This is a genomic window from Streptomyces sp. NPDC002564, from assembly GCF_042889645.1.
Lineage (GTDB): Bacteria > Actinomycetota > Actinomycetes > Streptomycetales > Streptomycetaceae > Streptomyces.
The window spans coordinates 516275-540226 of the sequence record NZ_JBIARE010000003.1 but is presented as its reverse complement, the minus strand read 5'-3'; the positions used below and the strand labels follow the sequence as shown (position 1 = coordinate 540226).

The 23952-nt window shown below is 74.3% G+C and carries 21 protein-coding genes and 3 pseudogenes; 9 read left to right on the top strand and 15 right to left on the bottom strand.

The features are described 5' to 3' along the window. Positions 1–233: 233 nt before the first annotated feature. A complete protein-coding gene (locus tag ACFYXE_RS13930) occupies positions 234–2540 on the top strand; it encodes a hypothetical protein (protein WP_389312151.1) in 2307 nt (768 codons plus the stop codon). 12 nt (positions 2541–2552) lie between these two features. On the opposite strand, the gene ACFYXE_RS13925 is transcribed toward ACFYXE_RS13930, so the two are convergent. The 3 genes from ACFYXE_RS13925 to ACFYXE_RS13915 are packed head-to-tail and all read right to left on the bottom strand — an operon-like array spanning position 2553 to position 5588. Continuing rightward, on the bottom strand, positions 2553–3389 hold the full coding sequence (locus ACFYXE_RS13925; protein ID WP_389312149.1) for a carbohydrate ABC transporter permease: 837 nt from the start codon (positions 3387–3389) through the stop codon (positions 2553–2555). Position 3390: 1 nt separating this feature from the next. Continuing rightward, a complete protein-coding gene (locus tag ACFYXE_RS13920; RefSeq protein ID WP_389312563.1) occupies positions 3391–4323 on the bottom strand; it encodes a carbohydrate ABC transporter permease in 933 nt (310 codons plus the stop codon). 8 nt (positions 4324–4331) lie between these two features. Further along, positions 4332–5588 carry an ABC transporter substrate-binding protein gene (locus ACFYXE_RS13915; RefSeq protein ID WP_389312147.1) on the bottom strand — a complete coding sequence of 419 codons (1257 nt, stop codon included), beginning with the start codon at positions 5586–5588 and terminating at the stop codon, positions 4332–4334. A gap of 264 nt (positions 5589–5852) precedes the next feature. Here ACFYXE_RS13915 and ACFYXE_RS13910 point away from each other — a divergent pair, with 264 nt between their 5' ends. Both ACFYXE_RS13910 and ACFYXE_RS13905 read left to right on the top strand, forming a co-directional pair. Next, positions 5853–6446: a hypothetical protein gene (locus ACFYXE_RS13910; RefSeq protein WP_389312145.1), complete on the top strand. Its 594-nt coding sequence runs from the start codon at positions 5853–5855 to the stop codon at positions 6444–6446. A gap of 51 nt (positions 6447–6497) precedes the next feature. After that, positions 6498–7031, top strand: a complete 534-nt coding sequence (locus tag ACFYXE_RS13905; RefSeq protein ID WP_389312143.1) for a group III truncated hemoglobin — start codon at positions 6498–6500, stop codon at positions 7029–7031. Between the two features lie 88 nt (positions 7032–7119). On the opposite strand, the gene ACFYXE_RS13900 is transcribed toward ACFYXE_RS13905, so the two are convergent. The 6 genes from ACFYXE_RS13900 to ACFYXE_RS13875 form a co-directional block, all read right to left on the bottom strand. Further along, complete coding sequence (locus tag ACFYXE_RS13900) at positions 7120–8055, bottom strand: oxidoreductase (protein ID WP_389312141.1); 936 nt, start codon at positions 8053–8055, stop codon at positions 7120–7122. Between the two features lie 82 nt (positions 8056–8137). Then, positions 8138–8917: an SDR family oxidoreductase gene (locus tag ACFYXE_RS13895; RefSeq protein ID WP_361169217.1), complete on the bottom strand. Its 780-nt coding sequence runs from the start codon at positions 8915–8917 to the stop codon at positions 8138–8140. Positions 8918–9076: 159 nt separating this feature from the next. Continuing rightward, a complete protein-coding gene (locus ACFYXE_RS13890) occupies positions 9077–9661 on the bottom strand; it encodes a TetR/AcrR family transcriptional regulator (RefSeq protein WP_389312138.1) in 585 nt (194 codons plus the stop codon). Between the two features lie 80 nt (positions 9662–9741). After that, a complete protein-coding gene (gene nirD, locus ACFYXE_RS13885; protein WP_361169211.1) occupies positions 9742–10083 on the bottom strand; it encodes a nitrite reductase small subunit NirD in 342 nt (113 codons plus the stop codon). Continuing rightward, positions 10080–12641, bottom strand: coding sequence for a nitrite reductase large subunit NirB (nirB, locus tag ACFYXE_RS13880; RefSeq protein WP_389312135.1), 2562 nt, complete (start codon positions 12639–12641; stop codon positions 10080–10082). Before nirB ends, nirD begins: the two co-directional genes overlap by 4 nt. Before the next feature lies 1 nt (position 12642). Further along, positions 12643–13956, bottom strand: coding sequence for an NAD(P)/FAD-dependent oxidoreductase (locus ACFYXE_RS13875; protein WP_389312133.1), 1314 nt, complete (start codon positions 13954–13956; stop codon positions 12643–12645). A 203-nt stretch (positions 13957–14159) separates the two neighbouring features. Here ACFYXE_RS13875 and ACFYXE_RS13870 point away from each other — a divergent pair, with 203 nt between their 5' ends. The 3 genes from ACFYXE_RS13870 to ACFYXE_RS13860 all read left to right on the top strand — a co-directional run bounded on the left by ACFYXE_RS13870 (position 14160) and on the right by ACFYXE_RS13860 (position 16864). Beyond that, a complete protein-coding gene (locus tag ACFYXE_RS13870; protein ID WP_389312131.1) occupies positions 14160–15716 on the top strand; it encodes a ferric reductase-like transmembrane domain-containing protein in 1557 nt (518 codons plus the stop codon). Positions 15717–15799: 83 nt separating this feature from the next. Next, positions 15800–15991 carry a hypothetical protein gene (locus tag ACFYXE_RS13865; RefSeq protein ID WP_361169199.1) on the top strand — a complete coding sequence of 64 codons (192 nt, stop codon included), beginning with the start codon at positions 15800–15802 and terminating at the stop codon, positions 15989–15991. Between the two features lie 90 nt (positions 15992–16081). Beyond that, positions 16082–16864 carry a sulfite exporter TauE/SafE family protein gene (locus tag ACFYXE_RS13860; RefSeq protein WP_389312128.1) on the top strand — a complete coding sequence of 261 codons (783 nt, stop codon included), beginning with the start codon at positions 16082–16084 and terminating at the stop codon, positions 16862–16864. A gap of 50 nt (positions 16865–16914) precedes the next feature. On the opposite strand, the gene ACFYXE_RS13855 is transcribed toward ACFYXE_RS13860, so the two are convergent. The 6 genes and pseudogenes from ACFYXE_RS13855 to ACFYXE_RS13830 form a co-directional block, all read right to left on the bottom strand. Beyond that, positions 16915–17586, bottom strand: coding sequence for a class F sortase (locus tag ACFYXE_RS13855; protein WP_389312126.1), 672 nt, complete (start codon positions 17584–17586; stop codon positions 16915–16917). A 117-nt stretch (positions 17587–17703) separates the two neighbouring features. After that, positions 17704–18282, bottom strand: coding sequence for a hypothetical protein (locus ACFYXE_RS13850; protein WP_389312124.1), 579 nt, complete (start codon positions 18280–18282; stop codon positions 17704–17706). A 282-nt stretch (positions 18283–18564) separates the two neighbouring features. Beyond that, entirely contained in the window at positions 18565–19362 is a 798-nt protein-coding gene (locus ACFYXE_RS13845) for an aminotransferase class IV (protein ID WP_389312122.1), read from the bottom strand. Between the two features lie 189 nt (positions 19363–19551). Continuing rightward, a pseudogene (soxR, locus tag ACFYXE_RS13840) lies at positions 19552–20004 on the bottom strand (redox-sensitive transcriptional activator SoxR); the annotation flags it as partial. 51 nt (positions 20005–20055) lie between these two features. Further along, positions 20056–21390 (bottom strand): ATP-binding protein, encoded by a 1335-nt coding sequence (locus tag ACFYXE_RS13835; RefSeq protein WP_389312120.1) that lies wholly within the window; start codon positions 21388–21390, stop codon positions 20056–20058. Further along, positions 21390–22118, bottom strand: a complete 729-nt coding sequence (locus tag ACFYXE_RS13830) for a hypothetical protein (protein ID WP_389312118.1) — start codon at positions 22116–22118, stop codon at positions 21390–21392. The genes ACFYXE_RS13835 and ACFYXE_RS13830 overlap by 1 nt, the downstream gene beginning before the upstream one ends. Before the next feature lie 278 nt (positions 22119–22396). Between ACFYXE_RS13830 and cutA the strand changes: the two are divergent. From cutA to ACFYXE_RS13815, 3 genes and pseudogenes are all read left to right on the top strand, one after another. Then, a pseudogene (gene cutA, locus ACFYXE_RS13825) lies at positions 22397–22738 on the top strand (divalent-cation tolerance protein CutA); the annotation flags it as partial. 194 nt (positions 22739–22932) lie between these two features. Next, positions 22933–23340, top strand: a pseudogene (locus ACFYXE_RS13820) (gamma-glutamylcyclotransferase family protein); the annotation flags it as partial. A 301-nt stretch (positions 23341–23641) separates the two neighbouring features. Further along, positions 23642–23929, top strand: coding sequence for a DUF6355 family natural product biosynthesis protein (locus ACFYXE_RS13815; protein WP_361175341.1), 288 nt, complete (start codon positions 23642–23644; stop codon positions 23927–23929). Positions 23930–23952: the final 23 nt, after the last annotated feature.

Sequence of the window (23952 nt, the reverse complement as noted above, 5' to 3'; positions counted from 1 at the left end):
CGGGAGCCGGGGAAGCGCCCGTTGGTTTTCCTAACCGGCTCGCGCGGGCGTCCGTAGCGGCTCGCGCAGCCATCAATATCGGCTGGCGCGGGCGTCGGTTCGAGCACCGGCCTGTCGTAAGGGCCCTGACTCTGCGCTCGAAATCATGTGCCCGTCATATTTTCATTGCCGGGGATTTCGCCGCCCTGTCAGCCTTTTGGTGTTTCCCGACGTCGCACGAAGGGCCACCCACCATGTCTTCTCCCCGTGAGCCGGGCGTGCCCGGTGGCGAGCCCGCCGTGGCGCCGCCGTTCCCGATGCCGGTCTCCGCCGAACGCCAGACGGCCTGGGTGCAGGCGGTCCTCGCGACCGAAGGGGTCAACGTGCCGCGCGGCGCCCTGGAGAACATCGCGCCGTTCGTCGTCGACCCCGAGGCCATGATGGGCGAGCCGGACGCCGACGGCGTACGGACGCTGAAGGCGGGGTCCGTGCGGCGCGTCCGCACCGACGCGGGGGACATGTATGTCGCCGTGGTCCGCATGCACGGCGTCGGCGGCGTGCAGTGGGGGCACAACGAACGGATCAGCTCGATCTGGCGGTCCGTCGCGGACCCGACGGTCGGCCGCGCCACCGACCGGACGCTCGCCTCGATCCGGCCGTGGAAGGGCGTGGACCGCAACGGCGACGAGACGTACTACGCCGCCCTGGAGAGTTCCGTCGCGAACCGGCGGGCGTTGACGATGAACGCCGAGGACGCGGCGGACGCGCTGAAGCGGCGGGACCGGGTCCGCCCGTACGACCTCGAAGAGGATCTCGTCCTCAACGGACAGCAGGATCCCGGGATGTACGTACCGCAGCAGGTGCGTCTCGACGAGAATCCGGAACGGGACTCCGCCGGGAATCCGCTCTACCCGGACGCCTATTGGGGCTGGATGGCCGTTCGAGGGAACAATCGAACACAGAAAAGGCAGTCGATTTTCCGTTTGACCTCCGGCGAGGTGCTCGCCGGGGTTCCGCTGGAAAAGCTGGAACGGGACGGCGACGGCGTCATCTGCGACCCCCGCGACTGGCTCCCCGAATTCTCCGCCGTGCTCAACAGGGAGTACGCGGAGACGCCCGGCGACCCGCTCGACCCCACCGCCGGGTCGCGGGCGCGCCGGGCCGCCGCCATCGCCGTGGTGGACGCCCACCTGGTGGTGGGCTCCCCGACCCCGCAGCGCCTCTACCGCATCGTGCAGATGAACAACCGCCGCGACCACGTGCACCCGCCCCTGGAGTTCGACGCCCTGGACCGCTCGCGGGCGCTCGGGCGCAGCGTCCTCGGCATGTACGTGGCCCAGCAGGTCATGGACGAGAAGACGGCGGAAGTCCTCGCCGGGCTCGCGCCGATCCGTGAACTGCCGGAGGCCACCCCGGACATGGCCGTCTCCGAGCTCCGCGACCTGCGGTCGATGAGGCTGCTGTCCGAACTCTTCCCGGTCGACCGGGACAAGCGGCTGCTGCTGCGGCGGGCGCTGAGCGAGAACCAGCCGTCCCAGCTCAAGGCCGCCGAGATCAACCAGCGGGCCCGCACCTGGTCCGCGCTGACCTCCGAGAGCTACCCCGAGCCCTGGAACCCCCGGGTGGGGCAGATCTTCTCCACCAGGGTCCGCGACGGCATCGCGCCGTCCGGCCGCAGGCTGCCGGAGCTCCTCGCCGCGGCGGACACCGACGACCTCGCCTTCGAGGAACTGGTCGCCTACCGGGCGGCGCACTGGCTGGCCTCCTCCGGCATCATCGAGGCCGACCGCGGCTCGCTGGACGGCCAGGAGGCGGTCGACGACGCCGGGGCGCCGATCAGGCGCTCGCGCAGGACCGTCACGAACTGCCTCCAGGCCCTGCGGCACGAGAAGAACCGCCCGGCGGCGGTCGGCCTGCTCAGGTCGCTGGCCGCCGCGATGGACGACGGGGACCGCAGGCCCTGGCGGGTCAGCGGTTCGGGGCAGGAGATGCCGGGCCGGGAGATGACGCCGGTGTGGTTCGACGGGGAGTTCCCCAAGGACACCGGGGGGAAGCCGCGCGCCGCCGCCGTCCGGCCGCCGTCGCCGAAGGCGGCCCTTTCCGTACCCGGATCGCTGCCCGCGTCCGCACCCGCGCTGCCGTCCGTCCCGCGGCCGGCCGCCGCGCCCCTCCCGGGCGCGCTGGGAGCGCTCGCGCGGACCGTGGCGGCGGTCGCCCCCGCGGTGAGCGCGGCGATCGGGACCCCGGCCCCCGCGGTCCCGGCTCCCGCGCCCGCCGCCGACGACGAAGGTTCCGTGCCGGACCCCGGGGGGCCTGCGGACCCGCCGTCCGAGCCCGCCGACCTGGTCGCCCGCGTCGAGGAGCGGATCCGCGCGCTGCACACCGCCTCCACCGAGGTCGGCGAGCTCCTCGACGAGCTGGCACGGCGCAGCGGCGCGGGCGGGGGCGCCCGGCCCCTGGCCCGCGACCGGGCCGACGCGGCCGTCCGCACGGTCACGCAGACCCTCGTCCGGCTGCGCAAGCTCCCCGAGGCGATGGAGGACCTCGCCGAACCTGCGTAGACCCGGCCCCGCTCAGTCGTCGATCCCGGACCGCTCCACCCCCGCAACGATCCACCGCTGGAAGAACAGGAACACCACCAGGAGCGGCACGATCGAGACCGCTGCCGCCACGAACAGCTCGTGCAGGCGGATGACCTGGGACGTGGTGAACGTGGCGAGCGCGACCTGGACCGTCCACGCGTCGCGGTCCTGGCCGATCACCAGCGGCCACAGGAAGGAGTTCCAGGCGCCGATGAACACGATCGTGCCGACGGCCGCGAAGACGGGCCGGGAGTTGGGCACGACCACCCGCCAGTACGTGCGCCAGTACCCGAGCCCGTCCACCCGCGCCGCGTCCTCCAGCTCCCGCGGGAAGCCCAGGAAGTACTGCCGGAAGATGAAGCACGCGAAGGCGGAGAAGAGCGTCGGCACGATCAGCCCGCGCAGGGTGGAGACCCAGCCGAGCGAGGAGACCAGGACGAAGCTCGGCACGAAGGTGACGGCGGCCGGGACCATCATCGTGCCGAGGATCGCGTAGAAGACCTGGTTCGCGTACCGGTAGGGGATGCGGGCCAGGCCGTACCCGGCGAGGGAGGCGAGGACGAGCGTGCCGAGGGTCGTCGCGACCGCGATCAGCGTCGAGTTGAGCAGCGCGCGGGCCATCGGCACGGTCGGGTCGTCGAAGAGCTCGGAGAGGTTCGACCAGTGCAGGGTGGACGGGAAGAACGTCCAGTCGGGGGAGGTGATGTCGTCCTCGGACGCGAGGCCGTTGCGCACGAGGAGGTAGAAGGGGACGAGGAAGAGCAGCGCGAGGGCGATGAGCAGGACGACCCGCAGCGCGCGGCCCACCCGGACCAGGGCGTCATCCATGTCAGTCCTCCTTCCTGCCGAGGCCGAACCAGCGCGCCTGGCCGACCGTGACCACCGCGATGATCAGCGCGAGGATCACCGCGCCCGCGCTGCCGAGCCCGAGGTTCTGGCCCTGGCCGAGGGCCGTGTAGTACAGGTAGACGAGCGGTGGCCGGGCGTAGGGCGGGTAACCGCGGGAGTCCGAGAGCAGGTTGTAGAACTCGTCGAAGGCCTGGAAGGCGTTGATGACGAGCAGCAGGGTCACGGCGACCGAGGTCGCCCGCAGCTGCGGCAGCGTGATGTGGCGCAGGACCTGCCAGCCCGGCCGGGCGCCGTCCACCGCCGCCGCCTCGTAGAGGGTCGGCGAGATCCGCTGCAGGCCCGCGAGGAAGAGGATCATGTAGAAGCCGGCCTGGAGCCAGAGCCGCACGGTGACGATGACCAGCCAGTACCAGGGCGGTTCGGTGGTCGAGAGCCACGCGGTCTGGTCGGCGCCGAACCAGCCGAGGACGGTGTTGGCGAGCCCGAACCGCACCCCGTTGAAGATCGACAGCTTCCAGATCAGCGCCGCCACGACGTAACTGCACGCCGCCGGAAGGAAGAAGACCGACCGGAAGAACGCCTGGGCGCGGCGCAGCCGGTTCACCATCAGGGCGAGCGCGAGCGACAGGACGAACGTCGTCGGCACGATGAAGGCGGAGAACACCGCGAAGGTGACGAGGCTGTCGGTGAAGGCGTCGTTGCGCAGCATCGACGTGTAGTTGTCGAGGCCGACGAAGTCGGTGGGCGAGACGGTGTTGTGGGCGTCGAAGAAGCTGAGGTAGACGCTCCACGCGAGCGGCACGTACGTGAAGAGGATCAGGCCGAGCGCGAAGGGCCCGACGAAGACCCAGAACCACAGCGTGCGGTTCTGGCTGCCGAGCAGCCGGGAGCGGACCGTGCCGACCGGCGTCAACTCCCGGCTCACGACTTCTTCTTGACCCGGTCCAGCTCCGCCCGGACCTTCCGTACGACGGATTTCAGCTCGTTCTCCGGGTCGGCGCCGGACTTGATGACGCGGCTCAGCGCGTCCTGGTAGGCGGTGCGGCTCGCGGGCGTCCACAGGAGCGGCTCCGCGTAGCCGTACGCGGTGGAGTAGCGCACGGCGTCGGCGGCCGGGCCCTCCTGCAGCGCGGCGGCCTTCTTCGCCAGCGACAGCCGGGCGGGGATGTGGAAGCCGTAGGAGAGCGCGAAGTCCTTCTGGTACTCCGTCCGGTCGATCCACAGCCACTTCAGGAAGTCCTTCGCCTCCTTGCGGTGGTCGCTGCGCGCGCTCACCGCGGCGCCGTAGGCGCCCACCGGCAGCGCCGGCCTGCCGTCCGGCCCGTCGGCGGGCAGCGCGAGGACGCCGAAGTCGTCGCCCAGCTCCTTCTTGACGGCGGGCAGCGCCCACAGGCCGCACCACTGCATGGCGGTCAGCTCCTGCACGAACGCCGACGGGTCCGACCAGTCGGCGGGCGCGCCGAGCAGCAGCGACTTGTCGGCGTAGAGGCGGCGCAGCTTGCCCAGGGCGCGGGCGGCCGCCGGGTCGTCGAAGCCGACCTCGCCGTCCTCGGTGACCGAGGAGAGGCCCGCCGCGTACAGCGGGGTGATGCCGAGGGCGCCCGCCCCGCCGTCGTTGCCGAGGAAGAGGCCCTTGACCTTCTTCGTGGTGAGCGCCTTCGCCGCGTCCACCAGCTCGTCCAGGCTCTTCGGCGGCCGCACGCCCGCGTCGGCGAGCAGGCTCTTGCGGTAGTAGAGCAGGTGCATGTCGACGACCTGCGGGACCGCCCAGATCTTCCCGTCGTACGTCTTGGGGGCGAGCACCGCCGGGTTGAAGTCGTCCTTGACGCCCTCGAACAGGTCGGTGAGGTCGACGACCTGGCCGCCCCTGATCTGGTCCAGGGAGGGGCCGTTGACCTCGAAGACGTCGGGCCCGGAGTCGGTGAGCAGGGCGGCGGCGGTCTGCTCGTCGTAGTTGCCGGGCCGCCACTGGACGCTCACGGCGGCCTTCTCGTACGCGGCGGCGTACCGCTTCACGGCCTGCTCGGTGCCCGCCTCGCCGTACTGGTGGTACCACTGGGCGAGCTTGGGCCCCTTGCCGTCCGTACCGCCGTCGTCGCGTCCGGTGTTGGACCCGCACGCGGTGAGCAGCCCGAGTGCCGCGCCCGTCCCGAGCAGTGTCCTGCGGCTGATGGTCATGCTGGTCGTCCCCCTGCGTCGTGTCGGACCTGCGCCGCCGGCGGGCGGCGGCGCCGTACGCGTCGGTGTGTGCCCGGCCCAACGATCAACCATGCAGAGGGATTACGACAGGTGTGTTGCGTCCGGGTGTCGCCCTGCCCGGGACGGCCGCCCGCCGGGCCGCGGGAGGCCCCGCGTCAGCGGCCCGTCAAGGTGTGCCCGACGGGTGTCAGCACCACGTCAACGGAGGTGCCGCGGGCCTCCCGGCGTCCTACGGTTCCGCTCATGGGACATCACAGGACGGGACGGCGCGCGGCGCGCCGGGACACGGCGCGGGACGAGGGCCTGACCGGCGACGTGCGGGTCACGGGGGCGCCGGAGCGGAGCACGTCCGACCGCACCTGGGCGGCCGACGTGCGCGCGGCCGTCTTCTGCGCGCTCGGGCTCTTCGCTCTCGTCCTCCTCGTGGACGGGGCCAACGCCACCCTGAGCCCGCCGCGCGCCTGCCTGTGGGCCGCGCTCTCCGGCCTGCTCTACCTGGTGCTGCACCCGGTGCGGGTGACCGCGGGGCCCGGCTGGCTCGCCGTGCGGGGCCTCGGACGGCGGCGGCACGTCTGCACCGGCCTGCTGACCGCCGTCCGGCACAGCGGGGGCGTCGCCGCGCGCCTGGTCCTGTGCGACTCGCTGGGCAACCGGATCGAGCTCGACCCGCAGATCCTCGTCGACAACCCGCTGCTCCTCCACCGCCTCGACACCGGCGCCCGGGCCGCCCGGGAGGCCGGGCTGCTCAGGACGGGCTGCGCCGAGCTGCGGCGGCTGACCGAACGGGCCGACCGGGCGACGGCACGGGCCGTCTTCGAGGCCTCCGACCTGCACTGAGGGGGACCTTCGGCCCTGGGAGCGGCCCGGGCGCGGGCGGACCGTTGAGCCATGGACGCCCCGCACCTTCAGCCCGTTCCGCCCGCCGCACCCGCCCCGCAGACCCCGCCCGCCCCGATCGCCCCGCCCGTCCCGGACCCCGCGCGGCCGGACATCACCTCCCGCGCCGACCTCGACGCCCTGCTGCGCCGCTTCTACACGGCTGCCTTCGCCGACCCGCTGATCGGCCCGTTCTTCACGGAGATCGCCGGAACCGACCTGGAGGTCCACCTGCCGCGCATCACCGACTTCTGGGAGCGCGCGCTGTTCCGCACGGCCGAGTACCGCCGCAACGCCTTCGCCCCGCACGCGGTGCTGCACGAGGCGCGCCCGCTGACCGCCGAGCACTTCGGCCGCTGGGTGCAGTTGTGGCACGCCACCGTCGACGGACCGCACCGGGGCCCGAACGCGGACCGCGCGAAGGCGCAGGGGGAGCGGATCGCGCTCGCCATGCTGCGGCGCCTGGGCGGCAGGGACGCACCGACCGGCGGCACGGGCCCCGGCTTCGTGCCGCTGGCGGCGGTGGAGCTGCGCGCGGCGGCGTGAGGGCGGGACCCGCGCTCCCGGCGGGACGGGGCGGGGGCGCGGAGCCGGGCGGGGGCGCGGAGTCGCGTAGGGGCGCTGCGGGGCCGTCTCAGCCGGCCGGGGACGTGAGCGCGTCGTACCGTACGCCCGTCAGGTCCTGCGAGGCCGCCCACAGGCGTTCGCCCGCCACGTCGTCGCGCGTCCACTTGGCGCGCCAGGACGGTCCCGGCGCGCCGCGGAGCCCGAGGCCGCCGGGGCCCGTGAACCAGTCGGGCCGCACGCCGGGCGCCGTCGCCGCGTACAGCGTGGGCAGCGCGCCCGACTCCGCGGACTGCGCGATGATCCGGTTGCCGAGTTCCATGAGGCGCTCGACGGCCTTGCGGCCCTCCATCCGCGCGCCCGCGCCGTGCAGGTTCGTCGAGGCGTACCCGGGGTGGGCGGCGGCCGCGACGAGGCCGGAGCCGGAGGCGGCCAGGCGGCGCGCCAGCTCGTGGACGAAGAGCAGGTTGGCCGTCTTGGACCGGGCGTAGGCCACCCAGCGCCGGTAGCGGCGCTCGCTGTTGAGGTCGCCGAGGTCGATGTCGGCGAGCGCGTGCAGGCCGGACGACACGGTCACGACACGCGCCCCCGGCGTCCGCAGGAGGCACGGCAGCAGCAGTCCGGTGAGCGCGAAGTGCCCGAGGTGGTTCACGCCGAACTGCGTCTCGAAGCCGTCCGCGGTGCGCCGGTGGGGCAGCGCCATGACGCCCGCGTTGTTGATGAGCAGGTCCAGGCGCGTGCCCTCGTACGCCGTGCCGAACTTCCGTACGGACGCCAGGTCGCCGAGGTCGAGGCGGCCGAACTCGGCGTGCGCGTCCGGCACCTCGGTGCGCAGCCGGGCCACGGCGGCGCTGCCGCGCTCCTCGCTGCGGCAGGCCAGGACCACGCGGGCGCCGCGGCGGGCCAGTTCGCGCGCCGTGACGTAGCCGAGCCCGCTGTTCGCCCCGGTCACCACCGCCGTGCGGCCGCTCTGGTCGGGGATGTCGCTCGCGGTCCAGGCGGGCATGGCGGGGCTCCCTCTCCGTCGACCGCTTGCCGAAGGGCAAGTCGGGAGAGGGAGCCTACGGCAGGGGCCCGGCGCGGGCCGGTCAGGCCGCGGCGCCGCCGTCGATCACCAGGTCGGCGCCGACCACCGAGCCGGACTCGTCGGACGCCAGGTACAGCACGGCCGCGGCGACCTCCTCGGTGCTGGACACCCGGCCCAGCGGCGTGTCCTCCTTCATGCGGGCCGCCCGGTCGGCCTCGGTCTCGCCGGGGCGGAACGACATGGTGGTGTCGGAGGAGCCGGGGCTGACGGTGTTGATGCGCACGCCGTCCCTGATGTGCTCGGCGGCGGCGGCGCGGCCGAGCGCGGACACGGCGGCCTTGGTGGCGCCGTAGGCGGCGGTGCCCGGCACACTGGTGTGCGCCCCCAGGGTCGAGCCTATGTTCACGATGGCGCCGCCCCCGGCCTGCGTGCGCATCTGCCGGACCTCGGCCTGCAGGGCGAGCAGGACGCCGGTGACGTTGATGTCGAGCATGGTGCGCCAGTCCGCCTCGGGCAGTTCGGCGACCGGCTGTCCTGCGCGCAGGATGCCGGCGTTGTTCACGGCCACGTCCAGCGAACCGAAGCGCTCGACGGTGGCGGCCACGAGCGCGCCGAGGTCGGCCGAGCGGGAGACGTCCGCGGTGACGGCGAGGGCGGTGCCGCCCGCCTGCTCGATGAGGTCGACGGTCTCCTTCAGCGGGGCCTCGGTGCGCCCGGCGACGACGACGTTCGCGCCTTCGGCGGCGAGGGCGAGCGCGGTGGCACGGCCGAGTCCGGAGCCGCCGCCGGTGACGAGGGCGGTGCGTCCGGCGAAGCGGGAGCGGGGGGCGGGAGCAGTCATGACAGGGACTCTTTTCTTGACCGATCGGTTCAGTATGAGGGCAGGGTGAGGCCGTGTGCGACGGGCGGCGCGTGGGGCGTACGGGGGTGGGGAGCGGCCGGAGGCGCAGGGGAAGGGGTGGTGCGGGGGAGGCGAACAGGGGTCCGGAGGGCTGACGGGTCAGTCGAGCAGGGTGAGCGCCTGTTCGACCGCGTCCCGTACCCGGGCCGGATCCCTGGAGGCCTTGCCGACCACCCGCAGGCCCTGCATCACCACGAGCAGCATGCGGGCGAGCGTGAGCGGATCGCGGTCCGCGGGCAGCTCGCCCTGGGCCCGGGCCCGGACGAGCGCGGAGTGCAGCAGGGTCTCGATGTGGTCCCAGCTCCGCTCGACGCAGCGCGCCGCCGCCGCGTCGTGCGGCGCCAGCTCGGTCGCCGTATTGGTGATGAAACACCCGGTCAGGCGGCCTTCCTCGGCCGTCGACTCGGCGCCGAAGCGGCGCACCACCGCGCGCACCGCGGGCAGGGCGGGGCCCGGCGCCGCCAGCTCCGCGAGCAGCAGCGGCTTCTGCAGCTCGCCGTACCGCTCCAGCGCCTTCAGGTACAGGTCGTGCTTGTTCCCGAAGGTCGCGTAGATGCTGGCGCGCCCGATGCCGAGCGCCTCGACGAGGTCCGCCATCGACGTCGCCTCGTAGCCGCGGCGCCAGAACAGCTCCAGGGCCGTCTGCAGCGCGGCGTCCGGATCGAATTCCTTGGTCCTGGCCACGAGAGGAACACTACGTCTTTCTGGAACGACTGGTCAAGAGTTTTTTGGAACGATCGGTCAAGAGAGCGGGAGAGTGCCGGTCAGGCGATCCGCACCGGATGCACCGCGACCGACACCTCCTCGTCGTCCAGGCACCGCCCGGTCGCCAGGTCGAACCGCTGCTTCAGGAGCGGCGAGGCGACGAACGGCCGCCCCCGTTCCGTGCCCAGCAGGCCCCGCGAGAGGACCGAGGCGCCGGTGAACGGGTCGCGGTTGTCGATCGCGTACGGGCGGCCCTCCCGGTCGACGAAGAGCGCCGCCTGCCGGCCGTCGGGCAGCAGGGCCGCAAGGCCCCGGCCCGGCAGCAGCTGCGTGCGGTCGCAGACCGCGAACCAGGTGTCGTCCAGGCGCAGGTGGACCCGGGCGGCGGTCGAGTCGCTCATCGTGCGGCTCCTTCCAGGGGGCGGGGGCCGATCGAGAGGAGGGGGAGGTCCGGCTTGATCTGGTCGCGCTCGGGCACGAAGCCGACGGTGGGGTCCGGCACGCCCGGCGCGTTCACGAAGGACACGAAGCGCGCGAGCCGCTCCGGATCGTCCAGCGTCTGCGCCCACTCGTCGCGGTAGTGCGTGACGTGCGCGGCCATCAGCGACTCCAGCTCGGCGCAGATGCCCAGCGAGTCGTGGACGACGACGTCGCGCACGTGGTCGAGGCCGCCGTCGATCCGGTCCAGCCAGGCCGCGGTGCGCTCCAGGCGGTCGGCGGTGCGGATGTAGAACATCAGGAACCGGTCGACGAGGCGCACCAGGCCCGCGTCGTCCAGGTCCTGGGCGAGGAGGTCCGCGTGGCGCGGGGTGGCACCGCCGTTGCCGCCCACGTACAGGTTCCAGCCGCTCGCCGTGGCGATCACGCCGAAGTCCTTGGACTGCGCCTCGGCGCACTCCCGCGCGCAGCCGGACACCGCCGACTTCAGCTTGTGCGGCGCCCGCAGGCCCCGGTAGCGCAGCTCCAGGTCGATGGCCATGCGCACCGAGTCCTGCACGCCGTACCGGCACCAGGTGCGCCCCACGCAGGACTTCACGGTGCGCAGCGCCTTGCCGTACGCGTGCCCCGACTCGAAGCCCGCGTCCACGAGCCGCGTCCAGATCATCGGCAGCTGCTCGACCCGGGCGCCGAACAGGTCGATGCGCTGACCGCCGGTGATCTTCGTGTAGAGCCCGAAGTCCCGGGCCACCTCGCCGATCACGATCAGCTTCTCCGGGGTGATCTCGCCGCCGGGAATGCGCGGCACCACCGAATAGGAGCCGTTCTTCTGGAGGTTGGCGAGGAAGTGGTCGTTGGTGTCCTGCAGCGCGGCCTGTTCGCCGTCCAGGACATAGCCCCCGGCGCCGATCGTCGGCGCGAGCGACGCGATGATCGAGCCGACCGCGGGCTTGCACGCGTCGCAGCCCTCGCCGCCGCGGGCCTCCTCGCGGCCGTGCGCGTCGAGGAGCTCCCGGAAGGAGGTGACCCGCAGCGCGCGGACGATCTCGTACAGCTCCTGGCGGGTCTGCGCGAAGCAGCCGCACAGGCCGCTGTCGCCGCTCTGCGGGAGCAGTTGCCCGATCACTTTGAGGCAACTGCCGCAGCCCGTGCCCGCCTTGGTGCACTTCTTCACCTCGGGCAGCGTCGAGCAGGCGCAGATGGCGTCCTTGGTGACGTTGTGGCAGTTGCAGATCACCGCGGAGCCGGGCAGCGCCTCCGGGCCGAGCGCGACGGGCGCGCCCGCGCCCGCGGGCAGCACCAGCTGCTCGGCGGGCACCGGCGGCACCGACCCGGTGAGCGGCCGCAGCAGCCCGTAGGCCTCCGCGTCGCCGACGAGGATCCCGCCCAGCAGTTCGCCGCCCGGCGCCATCACCAGCTTCTTGTACGTCCCCGAACGCGAGTCGGTGTAGACGACGTCGAGGGACCCCTCCGCCGCGCCGTGCGCGTCGCCGAACGACGCCACGTCGACGCCGAGCAGCTTCAGCTTGGTCGACAGGTCGGCGCCGGTGAAGCTCGCCTCCCGGGCGGCGATGGCGGCGGCGGCCGTCTGCGCCATCTCGTAGCCCGGTGCGACCAGGCCGTACACGCGGCCGTCCGCCGCCAGCGCGCACTCGCCGATGGCGTAGACGTGCGGGTCGCTGGTGCGGCACCGCTCGTCGACGGTGATGCCGCCGCGCTCGCCGACCGCGAGGCCGTGCGCGCGCGCCAGCCGGTCGCGCGGGCGCACCCCCGCCGAGAACACCACCAGATCCGTGCCGAGTTCGCTCCCGTCGGACAGCTTCATGCCGGTCACGGCGCCGTCCCCGCCCGTCACGATCTCCTGCGTGCCGGTGCCGGTGTGCACGGTCAGGCCCATGCCGGTGATGGTCCGAAGGAGTGCCGCGCCACCGCCCTCGTCGACCTGCACGGGCATCAGCCGGGGCGCGAACTCCACGATGTGCGTGGCCAGTCCGAGCCCCTGCAGCGCGCCCGCCGCCTCCAGGCCGAGCAGTCCGCCGCCGACGACCGCGCCCGTCGTGGCGCGCCGCTTCGCGTACTCCTCGATGGCGAGCAGGTCCTCGATGGTGCGGTAGACGAAACAGCCCGTCGCGTCCTTGCCCGGCACCGGCGGGACGAACGGGTAGGAGCCGGTGGCGAGCACGAGCGTGTCGTACGTGAACACGGCACCCGAGCGCGCGGTGACGGTCCGCGCGGCGCGGTCGAGGCGCTCCGCCGCGTCGCCGACGTACAGCTCGATGCCGTGCTCGTCGAGGAAGTCCCGGTCGGTGAGCGAGAGTTCGTCGGGCGTGCTGCCCGTGAAGTACGAGGTGAGCCGCACCCGGTCGTAGGCGGGGCGCGGCTCCTCGCACAGCACCACGACCCGGTGGCTCGCGGTCAGGCCCTGCGCGGCGGCGGCCTCCAGGAACCGCTGGCCGACCATGCCGTGGCCGACGAGCACGAGGGTGGGGCGGGGGAGCGGGGTCGGTGCGGGCGTTGGCATGTCAGCGGCCTCCGATGGGGGTCTCCCCGGGGCGGGCGGAGCCGGGGGCCCGGGGATGGGTGAGCAGGTGCAGCAGCGGGCTGTCGTCGTCGGGCAGCGGGTCGTCGGCCTCCCAGGCGCGGGCCAGCACGCCGACGGCCGCCAGCTCGCCGAGCAGCACCCCGCCGACCAGCCGGCCGTCACGGACGACGACCTTGCGGTAGGTGCCGCGGGTGGCGTCGGCGAGCTGGACGACGTCGTCGTCGGGCCGCGCCCGCACGTCGCCGAAGGCCGCGAGGTCCAGCGGTCCCGGTCCCGGCAGGGTCAGCCGGGTGAGGGTGCGGGAACCGGTGTACGGGCGCGCGGCGGTGCGGGCTCCCGCACCTTTCGCACCGGCGCCGGGTGCGAGGGCGTCCGCGAGGGCGTCGGCCTGCTCGACGGCGGGCGTCGCGAGGCCGTAGACCAGGCCCGCGTGCTCCGCGCAGTCGCCCACGGCCCGGATGTGCGGGTCCGACGTGCGCAGCAGGTCGTCCACGACGACGCCCCGGCGCACCGCGAGCCCGGCCGCCCGCGCAAGACCGGTGCGGGGCCGCACGCCGCAGGCCAGGACGGTCAGCTCGGTGTCCAGGCGGTAGCCGTCGGCGAGCTCGACGCGGCGCACCGCCCCGCCGCGCACGCCGACCCCGCGCACCCGGCACTCGGTGTGCACCTCGACGCCGAGCCCGGCCAGGTGGCGGCGCACCAAGTCCGATGCTGCCGGGTCGAGTTGGCGTTCCATGAGCCGCTCGGCCTGCTGGGTCAGGACGACCTGGGCGCCGCGCCGGGCCAGCGCGCGGGCCGCCGACACGCCGAGCAGCCCGCCACCGATGACGACGGCCCGCGTCCCGGGCGTCACCGCCGCGGACAGGGCGAGGCAGTCGTCCAGGGTCCGGAAGGCGTGCACCCCGCCGGGGAGTTCCCGGGCGCCGGGGGCGAACAGGCCGCGCAGCGGCGGCAGCACGGGGTTCGAGCCGGTCGCGAGGACGAGCGTGCGGTACGGGACGACGGTGCCGTCCGCGCAGTGCACCCGCCGCTCGCCGGGGTCGACGCGGACCACGCGGGTGCGCAGCACCGGACCCGGCGGGCGCGGCAGGGCGATCACGTCGGGTCCGTACCGGCCCGCGAGGACCTCGGCGAGCAGCACCCGGTTGTACGGGGCGTGTTCCTCCTCGCCGATCAGCACGGTCCCGGCGCCGAGCCGCTGCGCGACGCGGGCGCCGGCCAGACCCGTGCCGATCACCACCACACCGTCGGCCGGTGCGGCGCCGGTGGCGGTCGGCTGCGCTGAGGAGGTCATGTCCCGCAGCGTGCGGGGCCGGTGTTACCCGGCAGGATCGCCGCTGTTTCCCGCGCGGAACGCTGCCCTCAGCGGGGGCGCGGCCCGGCTGTGAGGGCCCGTTGCTTAACCCTCGTTGAGCCGATCCTCAAGAGCGCCTTAAAGAACGGCCCGACGCCGCTGACCAGCGACTTCCAGCCCCTCACGGCGCCTAGTGTGCGGCCGTGACCACCGAGGCAGCCGACCCCCGACTCGACGCGTACCCCGCCCTGTCCGCGTACCTGCGGCAGACGGATCCCGCGGCGAGAGCGCCCACCGGGCCGACCGCGCGGACACCGGACGCACCGGTCCCGCCGGTGCCCGCCGAGCCGCCGCGGATACCGGCGCCGCCCGACGGCCATCCCCGGCGCGGGACGGGCGTCCGCCGCCCGGCCCGCACGGCACGGGCGGCCCGCGGCGCCACCCCCGTCCCCCCGGTCCGCGTCTCCCCGCGGGCCCTGCACGGGGGAGTGCTCGGCGGCGGCCTCGCCGTCGGCGCGCTGTGGGCCGTCCAGGCCGAGCCGTCCGCCCGGCTCGACGTGCTGTTCGCCACCGGGGCGCACCTCACGGGGCTGCTCGCCGGGTACGGCATCCTCGTCATGCTGTTCCTGATGGCCCGCGTCCCCGCCGTCGAACACGGCGTCGGCGCCGACCTGCTCGCCCGGCGGCACGCGCTCGGCGGGCGGTACGTCCTGACGCTGTGCGCCGCCCACGCCCTGCTCGCCCTGTGCGGATACGCCGCCCACGCCGACACCGACCTGCTGCACGCCGGGCTCGACCTGCTCGGCTACCCCGGCCTCGCCGCCGCGACCGCGGGCACCGCCCTGCTCGCCGCCGTCGGCGTCACCTCCGCGCGCACCCTGCGCCGCCGCGTCCCGCACGAGACCTGGCGGGCCGTGCACCTGCTCACCTACCTCGGCGCCGCCCTCGCCTTCGTCCACCAGCTCGCGGGCCCGGACGTCGCGGGCGGCCTGCCGAGCCTGTGGCTCTGGTCGCTGCTGCACGCCACCGTCGCCGTCCTGCTGGTCTGGTACCGCCTCGTCGTCCCCGTACGGCAGGCGCTGCGGCACAGCCTGCGCGTGACCGACGTGCGCGACGAGGGGCCCGGTGTGGTCTCCGTGGTGGTGCAGGGCATCGGCGTGGCCGACCTGCGCGCCGAACCCGGGCAGTTCTTCCGGTGGCGGTTCCTGCAGCGCAGGCTCTGGCACACCGCGCTGCCGTTCTCGCTGTCCGCGCCCGTGCGCGACGACACCCTGCGCATCACCGTCAAGGCGGCCGGGGACCACACCCGGCGGATGCGGCGGCTGCGCCCCGGCACGCGCGTCCTGGCCACCGGCCCGTTCGGCGCCCTCACCGCGCACCGGCGCACCCGGCGCAAGGTGCTGCTCCTCGCGGGCGGCGTCGGCATCACCCCGATGCGGGCGCTGTTCGAGACGCTGCCGGGCGGTCCCGGCGACGTCACCCTGCTCTACCGCGCGGGCAGCGCCGACCAGCTCGTCCTGCGGGAGGAACTGGAGGCCATCGCGGAGCGCCGGCAGGCCGGGCTGCACTACCTGCTGGGCCGCTCGGACGCGGCGTTCGACCCGCTCGCCCCGCAGGCCCTGCGCAATCTGATCCCCGACCTCGCCGAGCACGACGTCTACCTGTGCGGCCCGCCCGGCATGTCCGCGGCCGCGGAGGCGGCGCTCGTCCGCGCGGGCGTCCCTGCGGAGCGCATCCACGCGGAGTGCTTCACGTTCTGACACCGCACCCTCCGCCCCCCTCCGCCTCCTTCCGCCCCCCTCCGCACCCCCCTTCGAGTCCGAGAAAGCTGGTCAGCAGGTCCATGGGACGCCACCGCAAACCCGTCGCCCCCGCCCCGGGCCCCACCCTCCAGGCCCGCCGCAGGCTCGCCGCGGGCCTGGCCGGGGCGAGCGCGCTCGTCGCCACGGCCCTCGCCCTGGCCGTCGACCCGGCGGCACCCCCGGCCCCCGACCGCGTACCGGCGGGCGTCCCCGCCCCCCAGGCCGCCCCCTGAACCACCGCCGACCTGCCCCGACCTCAGAAGACGCTCAACTCTCCGGGATTCCGTGGACGCCATGATCACCCGGTCCCTAAGGTCGCGATCATGCCTGACATATCCCTCACCGCGGTCGTCGTCCTGTGCCTCGCCGCCCTCGCGGCCGGCTGGATCGACGCCGTGGTCGGCGGCGGCGGACTGCTGCTGCTTCCCGCCCTGCTGCTCGGCCTGCCCGGCTCCACCCCGGCCGCGCACGCCCTCGGCACGAACAAGGCCGTGGCGATCGTGGGGACGACGGGCGCCGCCGTGACGTACGTCAGGAAGACCCCCGTCGACGTGCCGACCGCCGTACGGATCGGCCTGGCCGCGCTCGCCGGGTCGATGGGCGGCGCCTTCTTCGCCGCCGGGATGAGCACCGAGGTGCTCAAGCCCGTGATCATGGTGGTGCTGCTCGCCGTGGCCGCCTTCGTGATCCTGCGGCCCGCCTTCGGCACCGTGCCCCCGGCTGCCCCCGCCTCCCCGAAGCGCATCCTGGCGGCGATCGCCCTCGCGGGCCTCGGCATCGGCTTCTACGACGGGCTCATCGGACCCGGCACCGGCACCTTCCTCGTCCTCGCCCTGACCGCCGTGCTCCACCTCGACCTGGTCTCCGCCTCCGCCACCGCGAAGATCGTCAACTGCTGCACCAACGCGGGCGCCCTCGCGATGTTCGCCTGGCAGGGCGCGGTCCTGTGGCAGCTGGCCGCGCTCATGGCCGTCTTCAACCTCGCGGGCGGCATGTTCGGCGCCCGCACCGCCCTGAAGAAGGGCAGCGGCTTCGTCCGGGTCGTGCTCCTGACCACCGTCCTCGCCCTCGTGGTGAAGATGGCCTACGAGCAGTGGCTGGCGTGAGGGTCGCTCCCTGGAGAGGGCGCCCCTGAGAGGGTGCCCCTGCGATCTCCCTAGCGCACCGCCGTGAGGTGGGCGAAGACCACCACGTTGCCCTGGTAGCCCGTCTGACGGGAGTACCTGCCGCCGCAGGTGATCACCCGCAGCTCCGGCCGGGGCGCGGCGCCGTAGACCTTCTCGTCGGGGAAGCCCTTGGCGTCGTACACCTCGTTCGCGTCGACGGTGAAGACGGCCACGCTGCCGTCCCTGCGCTCGACCTCGATCGTGCGGCCCTTCTGCAGCGCGCCCAGCTCGTAGAAGACGGCCGGGCCCTCCTTGTTGTCGACGTGGCCCGCCACGATGGCCGTGCCGCGCTCACCGGGCGTGGTGCCCGCCTCGTACCAGCCCGCCAGGTTCTTCCGCTCCGGGGGCGGCACGTCGAGGCTGCCCTGCGCGGTCAGGCCGAGGCCCATCAGGGGCGTGTCGACGCCGATGGACGGGATGCGCACGCGGTCGGGCGGGGAGGGCGGGAGCGGCGCGGTGCCGGTGCCCGGCGGGTGGTGGGCGCCGGCCGGCGCGGGGGCGCGGGGGGCGGCCGAGGCGGCCTGCGCGGCCGAGGGCTGCGGCGGCGGGTGCGGCGCGGTGCCGCCGGCCAGCAGCCACGCCCCGGTGCAGAGCGCGCCCGCGGTGACGGCCGCTATGACGGTGTTGCCGGTCTTCCTGCGTGCGCGGGGTGCACGGCGCATACGGCGTCCCCCTCGGGGTCGGGCGGGCAGGAGCCTCGTCCCCCTCCCCGCCCGCGAGGGGACACGGGCCGGGAGGGGGCAGGGGTGGCGGTACCGGTGGACAGCGGAGGGTGTCCGTCAGATCCTGTCGCCTCTCGCCCGGCGGTGCAGGAGCCAGGTACCGCCCGCGGCGGCGACGGCAAGCGCCGCCACTCCCGCCGCGGTCTGCACGGGGTCGGGACCGAGCGCGCCGCCGACCCCCGTCTTCACATGTCCCCTCGGATGCTGCGGCTGCCGGTCGCCGGCCGCCGCGGTGGACGTGATGGTGACCATGAGATCGCCCGCGAGCTGCTTGTCCTTCGCTCCCGAGCCGCCGGACCCGGAGCACTTGGCGACGATCTCGTAGGTCCCGGGCTGCGCGGACGGCGGCACCTCGAACCGGCCGGTCGCGGCCTCGCCGGTCTCCTGCTGGGTGCCGGGCGCCAGCGCGAAGGTGCCCGCGCCCACCGCGCTCGCGTCGCCCGCCGCGGTCCCGCCGGGGCCGCAGGCGGTCGTGTAGACGGTGACGGCCGAACCGGGGGTGACGGTCGCGGGCCGGATCTCCAGGTGCCCGGCGGGCGCGCCGGGGGCGACGGAGGCGGCGGCCGCGGGGACGGCCGCCAGGGCGCCCGCCGCCACGGCGAGGGCGGTAGCGGTCAGCAGGCGGGCGTTGCGCATGTGGTCGTTCCTCCGAGGGCCTTCGCACGGGTACGGCCCGCGGCACCCCCAAGTGCCGCTGCGTCGGTCGAACCCCGCTCCTCCGAGGTAAGTGGCACTCGGCGGCCCACGCCTGCTGATGAACCATCAGAAAGGCCGTGCGCGGCGCTCGCCGACCCGGCGGGAGGCGCGTTCCAGCAGGTCACCGGCGTATCGGCGGAAAGTCTCCGAAGGCTCGGCGCGGCGCCTGTGAATGGGTGACCCCGGGCGCCGCGCGCCCCCCGCGCGGACGCGTGCCGCGGCTCAGACCGTGTCCCAGGGCACCTCGTCGTAGGCCGCGGAGACCCGCTCCATCAGCTCCTCGTCGATCCCGTACGCGAGGTCGTCGATGCGCCGCACGGGCCGCACCCCCCACGCGTTGGTGACGAAGGCCGCCGAGTAGGAGGGCAGGTCGGCGAGGGTGACCGGGGCGTGCCGGGTGGGCAGGCCCGCGGCGGGCAGGCGCGGCTCGACCAGCTGCATCGTGATGCCGCTCAGGTGGGGCGCGTCCGGCCACACGACGTCCGTGCCGTCGAAGAAGGCGATGTTCGTGATCGCGCCCTCGCTGATCGCCCCGTCCGGGCCGGTGAGCAGCGCCTCGTCGTAGCCCGCCCGCCGCACGAGCTCGATGTGGTGGGCCTGCGCGAACCCGCCCAGGTGCTTGATGTGCGGGAAGGGCCGCTGGTAGGGCACCGACTTCAGGGACTGCGCGCGCTCCGCGGGCGCGGCGGGCAGCTCCGTCGGCGGCCGGACGGTGAGCATCAGGGACGGCTCCCCGTCGGGGGCGTGCACATAGACGCGTACGGTCGCCGCGGGGAAGTCGTCGCGGAGGATCTGCCGGATGAGCGCACGCACCCGCTCGCCGTCCAGGCCCTGCCCGAAGAGCTCGCGGGTGGCCGCGTCCAGTCGCGCCAGATGACGGTCCAGGCCGCGCACCCTGCCGCCCCTGACCTGCATGGCGGTGAAGTGGCCGGTCTGCACGAGGGCCGGCCACAGCAGGCTCGCCGCGGTGGCGGGCTGTCCGTCGATCTCAATGCGCTGAACGAGTCCGGTGCTTGTCATGCCGACACGCTACGAGACGCTCCGCGCGGGGACGGCGCCGAGGCACCCCGGACCCTCGGCGCCCGCTCCCCGGCACAGGTCGCCGGCGCCCTCGTCCCCCTGCCCGTCCGCCGCCTCCGCCGCAGCCGCAGCCTCCGCCGGGTCCGTGCCGTCCGTCCCGCCGGGGCCCTCCGTGCTCGGGATGCGGCGCTCCACCAGGCGGCGCGGGCCGGGGCCGCGCGTGCCCAGCGCGTCCCAGGTGTTGGAGAGCGCGCAGCGGGAGAGGGAGAGGCAGCCGCAGCCGATGCAGTCGGTGAGGTTGTCGCGCAGCCGCTGGAGGGTGCGTATCCGGGTGTCGAGGTCCTCGCGCCAGCACTCCGAGATCCTGGCCCAGTCCGCGCGGTTGGGCGTGCGGTCCTCGGGGAGCAGGGCGAGCACCTCGCGGATCGTGGCCAGCGGCATGCCGAGCTGCTGCGAGGTGCGGATGAACGCGACCCGGCGCAGCGTGTCGCGGCTGTACCGGCGCTGGTTCCCCGAGGTGCGGCGGGACGTGATGAGCCCTTCGCTCTCGTAGAACCGCAGAGCGGAGGGGGCCACTCCGCTGCGCTCGGCGAGTTCGCCGATGGTGGCTTCCTTGGCTTGCGGTGCGAGGCGCTGGGTCATACGGCCAGCGTAGCCACCCAAGTCACCCCGGCCGTAGTGGGTTTGACCAGGTCAGGCCCGCGGCAGCCGCACCACCGCCAGCGCCCCGCCGTCCGCCGCGTTGGCCAGCTCCACCTCGGCGCCGATCACCTGGGCCTGGCCGAGCGCGATGGTCAGGCCGAGACCGGTGCCCTGGCCGCGTTCGCGCGCACCGGTCTGGAAGCGCTGCGGACCGTCCTCCAGCAGGTGCGCGGGGTAGCCCGGCCCGTGGTCGCGGACCGTGATCTCGACGCCGTCGACCCGCACCTCGACCGGGCCGCCGCCGTGCTTGTGGGCGTTGGTCACGAGGTTGGTGAGGATCCGCTCCAGGCGCCGCGCGTCGGTCCGCACGAACGTCTCGTACGCCTCCCGCGCGCCCCGCGCCGTGAAACCGGCCGCCGACCCGCGCGCGTGCTCGGCGATCCCCTCGACGAGCTGCCCCAGCGGATGCACGTCGAGATCCGGCTTCTCCACCTCCGCGTCCAGCCGCGCCACTTCGAGCAGGTCCTCGGTGAGGGTGCGCAGCGCGCCGACCCGGTCGCGCACGAGCTCGGTGGGGCGGCTCGGCGGCAGCAGCTCGGCCGCCGTGTGCAGCCCGGTCAGCGGGGTGCGCAGCTCGTGGGCGACGTCCGCGGTGAAGCGCTGCTCGGCCTCCAGGCGCTGCTGCAGGGAGGCGGCCATCGTGTCGACGGCGGTGGCCAGCTCGGCGACCTCGTCCCTGCCGTGCCGCAGCCCGGGCGGGCGCGGGTGGTCGATGCGGGCGTCGAGGTCGCCCTGGCTGATCCGGCGCGCGATGGCGGCGGCGGTGCGCAGCTCGCGGCTGAGCCTGCTGGACAGGCCCGCGCCGCCGAGCGCGGCGAGGCCGACGACGACGGCACCGGAGACCAGCAGCTGCCGGTCGAAGTCGGCCATCTCGTCGGCCTGTCCGCGCAGCGACTCGCGGATGGACAGCACGTGGTGCGGGTTGTCGCCGACCGGCCGGGCCGCCCAGACGCACGGGTCGCCCGACGCCATGTCCAGGTAGGTGGTGCGCTGCCCGGCCAGCGCCGCCCTGCGCAGCGCCGCGGGCAGCCCGGGCGCGTCGATGGCGGCGTCCGTGTCGGCCTGGTCGACCTGCCCCGTCAGCTCGTACAGCTGACGCACCCGGACGAGCTGCGCGGTCGCCCCCGACCTGGCGTTCTCGGCGACCTGGTCGAGCCGGGCGTGGTGGACCAGGAAGCCGATGGCGACGGCCACCACCGCACAGCCCACGGCGAGCAGCGCGGCGATCTTCCAGCGCAGCCCGAGGCTGTTGAGCGCGGCGCGGAGCCCGCCGACGGCTCCGGAGCGGCGCGCGGCTCCGGTCCGGGCCGCGGACCGACGCGGCATCAAGGGCTCCCCGGGGAGGGGGACGCGGGGGAGGAGGGCCTGGCCCGCGCGTTCCCGGGCGGATTCGCCGCGCCGGAGGGCTGGGGCGTGCGCCGGTAGCTCTTGATGTCGCTGACCGTGGACATCCGCGCGCCGTCCCAGTGGAAGCGCACGGCCTGCTCGCCGCCCTCCGAGCACGGGGTGCGCACCAGCAGGTCGGGGCCGATGGTCTCCACGCTCAGGCTCCGGCCGGAGGTGAAGAGGATCGGATACACCTTGCCGTCGCGCTCGGTGTAGACGGTCAGCACGGACCGGCCGCTCTCGGTGTCGGCGGCCACCAGCATCTCGGGCTTCTTGTCGCCGGTCAGGTCGAGGAACATCGGCGGGCGCAGCCCGGCCTGCCCCGGCCGGTCGATCGAGCTCCGGTCGGCGAGCGGCCGGGTGCGCGGATCGGCCCGCAGGATCGTGTGGGGGTCCATCGCGGCAAGTCCTCCCTTGCCGACCTTCACGCCCTTCAGCGGCTCCGGCGGCGGCTGGCGCGTGGAGGCCTCCGCGCCCGGGGACCACGACGTCTTGCCCGCCCACGCGGGCCAGACCGCCTCGGGGCGGGGCTGCATGGAGACGGACGGCGCGGCGTCGCCCTGGCCGAGGCCGTTCGGGCCGGAGCAACCGGAGGCCGCGAGCGCCGCCAGCAGGGCGACGAGGGGGACGACGCCCAGCAGGAGCAGGCGGCGGAGGTTCGGATTCATGGCTGCTGACCGTCGAGGGGGAGGCAGGACAGGACTGGGGGCCTTCGCGGGCGGGGAACGGGGGCGGTGAACTGGTGGTGGCCGGCCCAGGGGCTGCACCGGGGATTCGGCAGAGGACCGGCCACCGCTGTCGACCGTAGGAACCGACCATCACGGAAAACCGGAGGTTGTGTAACAGCTGCGACCAATCGGGGCGAAAGCGCGAGGTTCGGGACCTTCGGCAGGGGCGGTCGCCTCTTGCCGCCGCCGCGCGCGACCGCCCTGTGCACAATCGGCGTATGCGGCACACGGACGACGACGGACCGAAGGCGCGGGTGCTGACCGTGCTGACCACGACGGACACCGAGGACAAGGCGCGGGACCTCGCGCGGGGAGCGGTACGGGCACGGGTGGCGGCCTGCGCGCAGATCGCCGGCCCCGTGACGTCCGTCTACCGGTGGGAGGGGGCGCTGGAGTCCGCCCGCGAGTGGCAGGTGCTGTTCAAGACGGCCACCGACCGCTACCCCGCCCTGGAGGCGTGGCTGACCGGGGCGCACGACTACGACACCCCGGAGATCATCGCGACCCCGGTCGTGCGGGGGAGCGCCACTTACGTGGAGTGGGTGGAGAGGGAGACCGCGGCGGACGGGGACATGGACCTGGATTCGGACGGGGGCAGGGACGGGGGCGGGGGCGCGGACGAGGGCGAGGGCGCAGACCTGGGTGAGGGCGAGGGCGAGGGCGCGGATCAGGGTGAGGGCGGGGGCGCCGACAGGGGCGTGAAGGCGCGCGCGGACGGGGAGGGCGGCGCGTGAGCGGACGCGGCACGGCCCGGCTGTCGTTGCCGTTCTTCGTCTACGGCACGCTGCGCCCCGGAGAGCACCACCACGGCCGCTGTCTCCACGGCCGCACCTCCGCGGAGGAGCCCGCCCTGCTGCCGGACGCCGTCCTCCACGACGGGCCCGGCTACCCGTACGTCGTCGAGGAGCCCGGGGGAGGCCCGGTGCACGGCGAACTGATCACCGCGCTGCCCGACGCCTACGACCGGCTCCTGGTCGCCCTGGACCTCCTGGAGGAGTACGTCCCGGGCGACCCCCGCAACCTCTACGAGCGCATCGCCCGCCGCGTCGTCCGCCCGGACCGCACGGAGGCCACCGCCTGGGTCTACGTCGCGGCACCCCGCGTCGCCGCTCGACTGCGCGCCTCCGGAAAGGTCATCGAGAGCGGCGACTGGTGCTCGCGCCGGCTCGGGACGGGATCCGGCACCGGAAACAGCGCCGGAAACAGCGCCGGAGACGGCACCGGAGACAGCGCCGGAGACAGCGCCGGAGCCGATACGGAAGGTAACTCCCGCCCCGCTGGTCGCTGACCGCCCCAGGCGTTCGTTCGCGCAGCTCAAACGCCCACGCCCTCGATCCGGTGATCTCAACCACTCGTGCGAGCGACTTCACGTGACTACGGATAGTGAGCGACTGGATGCTCTCCGTGTGCACCTGCAGGTGTGCAAGACGGTGCGCGAGCACCCCGTCCAGAAGGAGTCGCTTATGCGAGTTCGCCGTTCCCTGCCGGCCCTCATCGGCGCACTGACCATCGGCCTCGGCATGACGCTGGCGTCCTCGGCCTCCGCCGAGCCGTCGGTGCAAAACCCCTGCGGGTTCTACGAGACCGCGAGCGACGCGTACTACAACCACTGCACGAGCGACGGCTCGCACATCGTCATCGAGATCGACGACTGGGGCCCCAACTCCACGATGTGTGTGGGCCCGGGGGTCACCTGGATCGGCGAGGCCGGAGACATCGACGGCGCCTGGTACGTCGGGCGCACCTGCTGACCCCCGCGGTCACCGGCCGGACG